The organism is Pseudomonas fluorescens (genome assembly GCF_002837185.1).
GTDB lineage: Bacteria > Pseudomonadota > Gammaproteobacteria > Pseudomonadales > Pseudomonadaceae > Aquipseudomonas > Aquipseudomonas fluorescens_AM.
The window spans coordinates 1-5,239 of record NZ_KZ478050.1 but is presented as its reverse complement, the minus strand read 5'-3'; the positions used below and the strand labels follow the sequence as shown (position 1 = coordinate 5,239).

Annotated in this window: 2 protein-coding genes; both read left to right on the top strand. The window is 65.1% G+C overall.

The window, feature by feature from the left end:
* The coding region (locus tag CIB54_RS27180; RefSeq protein WP_101221489.1) for a phosphopantetheine-binding protein at nt 1-372 on the top strand (372 nt) is incomplete at its 5' end.
* 3 nt (nt 373-375) lie between these two features.
* On the top strand, nt 376-5,239 hold a 4,864-nt coding region (locus CIB54_RS27175; protein ID WP_157829756.1), incomplete at its 3' end, for a non-ribosomal peptide synthetase.

Here is a 5,239-nt window from a genome sequence, read left to right as displayed (position 1 = left end):
ATGCCGCTGACCCCCAACGGCAAGCTCGACCGCAAGGGCCTGCCGTTGCCGGATGCCAGCCAGATGCAGCAGCAGTACGTGGCGCCGCAAACCGAACTGGAGCAGCAGATCGCCGCGATCTGGGCCGACGTGCTGCACCTGGCGCAAGTGGGCCTGAACGACAACTTCTTCGAAGTGGGCGGGCATTCCCTGCTGGCCATCCAGATCACCTCGCGGGTGCAGGCCGAGCTGGGCCTGGACGTACCGCTGATGGAACTGTTCCAGACCGAATCACTGCGTGCCTACGTGCAGGCCGCAGCCACTTTCCGCGCCGGCAGCGTGGAAGATTTTGATGATCTTCGTGACTTTTTGAGCGAACTAGAGGCGATTTGAACCATGCTTTCCAACCCTAACATCGACCTGGTGTCGCGCTTTCTTCGCTTGCCTCTGGAACAGCGCCAGCAGTTTTATCAGCGTCTGCAAAGCCGGGGCATGAGTTTCGCTCAACTGCCGATTGCTTCAATCCGTGAGGACGGCCAACGCCTGCCGCTGTCCTACGCCCAGGAGCGCCAGTGGTTTCTCTGGCAGCTGGACCCCGGCAGCGCCACTTACCACATCCCCGGCGCCTTGCGTTTGCACGGGCGCTTGGACCTGGCGGCATTGCAGCGCAGCTTCGACAGCCTGCTGGCCCGTCACGAGAGTTTGCGCACCCGCCTGGTCGAGGAGGGCGAGCACTTGTGGCAGGCTGTGCTGCCCCAGGCACGGGTCGAGATTCAGCGGGCGCAGGTCGATGAAGCGCAGTTGATGGCGCGAGTGGAAGCGGAGGTGGCGCAACCGTTCGATTTGCACCAGGCGCCGCTGCTGCGCGTGACCTTGCTGCAACTGGCTGAAGATGACCATGTGCTGGTGCTGGTGCAGCACCACATCGTCTCCGACGGCTGGTCAATGCAGGTGATGGTTCAGGAGCTGGTGCAGCTGTATGCCGCCTGCAGCCAGGGCCAGGACCTGCAACTGCCGCAGTTGCCGATCCAGTACGCCGACTACGCCCTGTGGCAGCGCGGCTGGATGGAAGCGGGGGAGCGGGCGCGGCAACTGGCCTATTGGCAGGCGCTGCTGGGCGGTGAACAGCCGGTGCTGGAACTGCCGCTGGACCGTCCGCGCCCGGCGCAGCAAAGTCATCGCGGCGCGAGCTTGCAGGTGCACCTGCAGCCCGAACTGGTCGCCGGCCTCAAGCGTCTGGCGCAACAAGAGGGCGTCACCGCGTTCATGCTGCTGCTCGCGTCCTTCCAGACCTTGTTGTACCGCTACAGCGGGCAATCGGACATCCGCATCGGCGTGCCGATTGCCAACCGCAACCGCGTCGAAACCGAGGGGCTGATCGGGTTTTTCGTCAACACCCAAGTGCTCAAGGCTGACCTGGACGGGCAGATGAGCTTTGCCGAGTTGCTGCAACAGACCAAGCGCCGCGCCCTGGAAGCCCAGGCTCACCAGGACCTGCCGTTCGAGCAACTGGTGATGGCGCTTTCGCCTGAACGCAGCCTGAGCCACAACCCGTTGTTCCAAGTGATGTTCAACCATCAGACCGATGCCCAGGGCGGGCGCGACGGCCAGCAATTGCCGGGCCTGCGCGTGGTGGAGCTGGATTGGGACAGCCAGACCACGCATTTCGACCTGAGCCTGGATACCCACGAGTCGGCCGAAGGGCTTTGGGCGGCGTTGAACTACGCCACCGATTTGTTCGACGCAGCGACCATCGAACGCCTGGCGCAGCACTGGCAGCAGTTGCTGCAGGCGGTCGTCAGCGCCCCGCGCAGCCGTCTGGCCGAGCTTTCGCTGCTGGATGCCGCCGAGCAGCAACGCATGCTCCAGGACTGGAACGTCCCGGCCTGCGCCCGTCAATTGCACGGCGTGCACCGACTGTTCGAAGACCAGGCCGCCGCGCAGCCCGAACGCCAGGCGCTGGCCCTGGACGATCAGGCCCTCAGCTACGGTGAACTGAACCGCCAGGCCAACCGCCTGGCGCACTACCTGATCGCCCGAGGCATCGGCCCGCAAGCCTTGGTCGGGATCGCCGTGGAGCGCTCCTTTGCCATGGTGGTCAGCTTGCTGGCGGTGCTCAAGACCGGCGCGGCCTATGTGCCGTTGGACCCGGAGTACCCTCGCGAGCGTCTGGTGCACATGCTCGAGGACAGCGATGTGCGCCTGGTGCTGACCCAGTCGCACCTGCGCGATCGCCTGCCATTGCCGGCGCACGCGATGGCCGTGGAAATCGACCTGGTCCAGGCGCAGTTGGCGGTGTGTGATGAACACAATCCACCGGCGGTTTTCGAACCGCACAGCCTGGCCTATGTGATCTACACCTCGGGCTCCACCGGCAAACCCAAGGGCGTTGCCATCAGCCATGGAGCGCTGAGTGAGTTCGCCGGGATTGCCGCCGACTATTCGCAACTGGTCGCGCAAGACCGGGTACTGCAGTTCGCCACCCTGAATTTTGACGGCTTCGTCGAGCAGTTGTACCCGGCCCTGACCCTCGGTGCCACGGTGGTGCTGCGTGGCCCGCAACTGTGGGACGGTGCCGAGCTGTATCGGCAGATCATCGAGCAGGGCATCACCCTGGCCGACTTGCCGACCGCCTACTGGAAGCTGTTTTTGCAGGATTGCCTGGCGGCGGGCGCACGGCCTTACGGGGCTTTGCGCCAGATGCATATTGGCGGCGAAGCCATGCCCCTCGACGGTCCGTTGTCGTGGCAACGGGCGGGCCTGGGCCATGTGCGGCTGCTCAATACCTACGGGCCGACCGAGGCCACCGTGGTCTCCAGCGTGCTGGACTGCACGGACCCCGACGTGATCAGCGGCGTCACCGCCAGCCCCATCGGCCGCGCGCTGCCCGGGCGTGGGTTGTATGTGCTGGATCGCGACCTGAACCTGCTACCCGCCGGTGCCGTGGGCGAACTCTACATCGCCAGCGCCAGCGGGCTGGCCAGCGCTTATCTGCGGCGCCCGAGCCTGACCGCCGAGCGCTTTGTCGCCAACCCGTTCAGTGCCTGCGGCGCGCGGCTTTATCGCAGCGGCGACCTGGCGCGTTATCGCGCCGATGGGGTGGTGGAGTATGTCGGCCGGGTCGACCATCAAGTGAAGGTGCGCGGTTTCCGCATCGAACTGGGCGAGATCGAAACCGTGCTGCTGGCCCAGGATGGCGTGCGTGAAGCGCTGGTGCTGGCTGTCGACAACCAACTGCTGGCCTACCTGGTGCCCGCGCAACCGTCGAGTGAAACCGAACGGTTGATGAGCACCCTGCGCGAACAGCTGCCGGACTACATGGTGCCGGCGCACCTGATCTTCCTCGAGCGCATGCCGCTCAACCCCAACGGCAAGCTGGACCGCCAGGCACTGCCCAAACCGGACGCCAGCACGGTACATCAGGACTGGCAGGCACCGGTGACTGCGTTGCAACAGCAGATCGCCGCGATCTGGGCCGATATTCTCGGCGCCGACAACGTCGGTTTGAACCAGCACTTCTTCGAACTGGGCGGGCATTCGCTGTTGGCGATGCAGGTGGTGTCGCGCATTCGCCAGACGCTGCAGCGCGAGGTGCCGCTCAAGGCGTTGTTCGAACACCCGCGGCTGGATGCATTTGTCGCGGCACTGCAGGCCCAGGACAGCCTGGCGCCCAGCGCACCGCCGTTGCTGCCGGTCGGGCGCGAGCAGGCCTTGGCGCTGTCCTATGCCCAGGAGCGCCAGTGGTTTCTCTGGCAATTGGAGCCGCACAGCGCCGCTTACCACATCCCCAGTGCGTTGCGCTTGAAAGGGCAACTGGACCTCGACGCGTTGCAGCGCAGTTTCGATGCGTTGCTGGCCCGGCATGAAAGCCTGCGCACCTGTCTGCGCCAGGAGCACGCACGTGCAGTGCAAGTGATCGCGCCGTCGGCATCGCTGCAGATCGCCCACGTCGATGTCGACGAAGCTGAACTCCAGGCGCAGGTCGAGGCGCAGATCGCGCAGCCGTTCGACCTGGAACACGGCCCGTTGCTGCGTGTGTCGCTGCTGCGCCTGGCTGAGGACGAGCATGTGCTGGTGCTGGTGCAGCACCACATCGTCTCCGATGGCTGGTCGATGCAGCTGATGGTCGAAGAACTGGTGCAGCTCTATGCGGGCTACAGCCAGGGCGAGGAAGTGCAGCTGCCGGCGTTGCCGATCCAGTACGCCGACTATGCCGTGTGGCAGCGCAACTGGATGGAAGCGGGTGAGAAGGCCCGTCAGCTGGCGTACTGGCGCGAAATGCTCGGTGGCGAGCAAAGTGTGCTGGAGTTGCCGTTCGACCACCCGCGTCCTGCCGTGCAAAGCCATCGCGGCGCACGCCTGGCCTTCGAGCTCGACCCTGAACTGAGCCAACAGCTCAAGGCTCTGGCCCGGCAACAGGGCGTGACCCTGTTCATGTTGCTGCTGGCGTCGTTCCAGACCCTGCTGCATCGCTACAGCGGCCAGGAAGAAATCCGCGTCGGCGTGCCCATTGCCAACCGCAACCGCAGCGAAACCGAGCGGCTGATCGGCTTCTTCGTCAATACCCAGGTGCTCAAGGCGGACCTGCATGGCCAGATGAGCGTCGAGCAGTTGCTGCAACAAACGAGGCAACGCGCGCTCGAGGCCCAGGCCCATCAGGACCTGCCGTTCGAACAGTTGGTGGAAGCCCTGCAACCGCAACGCAGCCTGAGCCACAACCCGTTGTTCCAGGTGATGTTCAACCACCAGACCGACGTCGGCCAGGCCCAGGTCCAGCAGCACCTGCCGCACCTTCTGGTCCAAGGGCTGGAATGGCAAAGCAAAACCGCGCATTTCGACCTCGACCTGGACATCCAGGAGTCCACCGAAGGTATCTGGGCCACCCTGGGTTATGCCCAGGACCTGTTCGAAGCCGACACCGTGCAACGCATGGCGCGCCACTGGCAGAACCTGTTGCAGGGCATGGTCGCCAACCCTCGGCAATCGCTCGGCCAGTTGAACCTGCTGGACGCTGCCGAGCAGCAGCACATCCTGCAGCTGTGGAACTGCGCCGATGCCGGCTACCCGTCCCAGCGGCTGGTGCATGAGTTGGTGGCCGACCGCGCCCGGGAAACCCCGGATGCGGTGGCGGTAAAGTTCGCCGACGAGCAACTCACTTACGGCCAGCTGGATCGCCAGGCCAACCGCCTGGCCCACGCGCTGATCGCCCGTGGCGTCGGCCCGGAAGTGCGCGTGGCGATTGCCATGCCGCGCAGTGCCG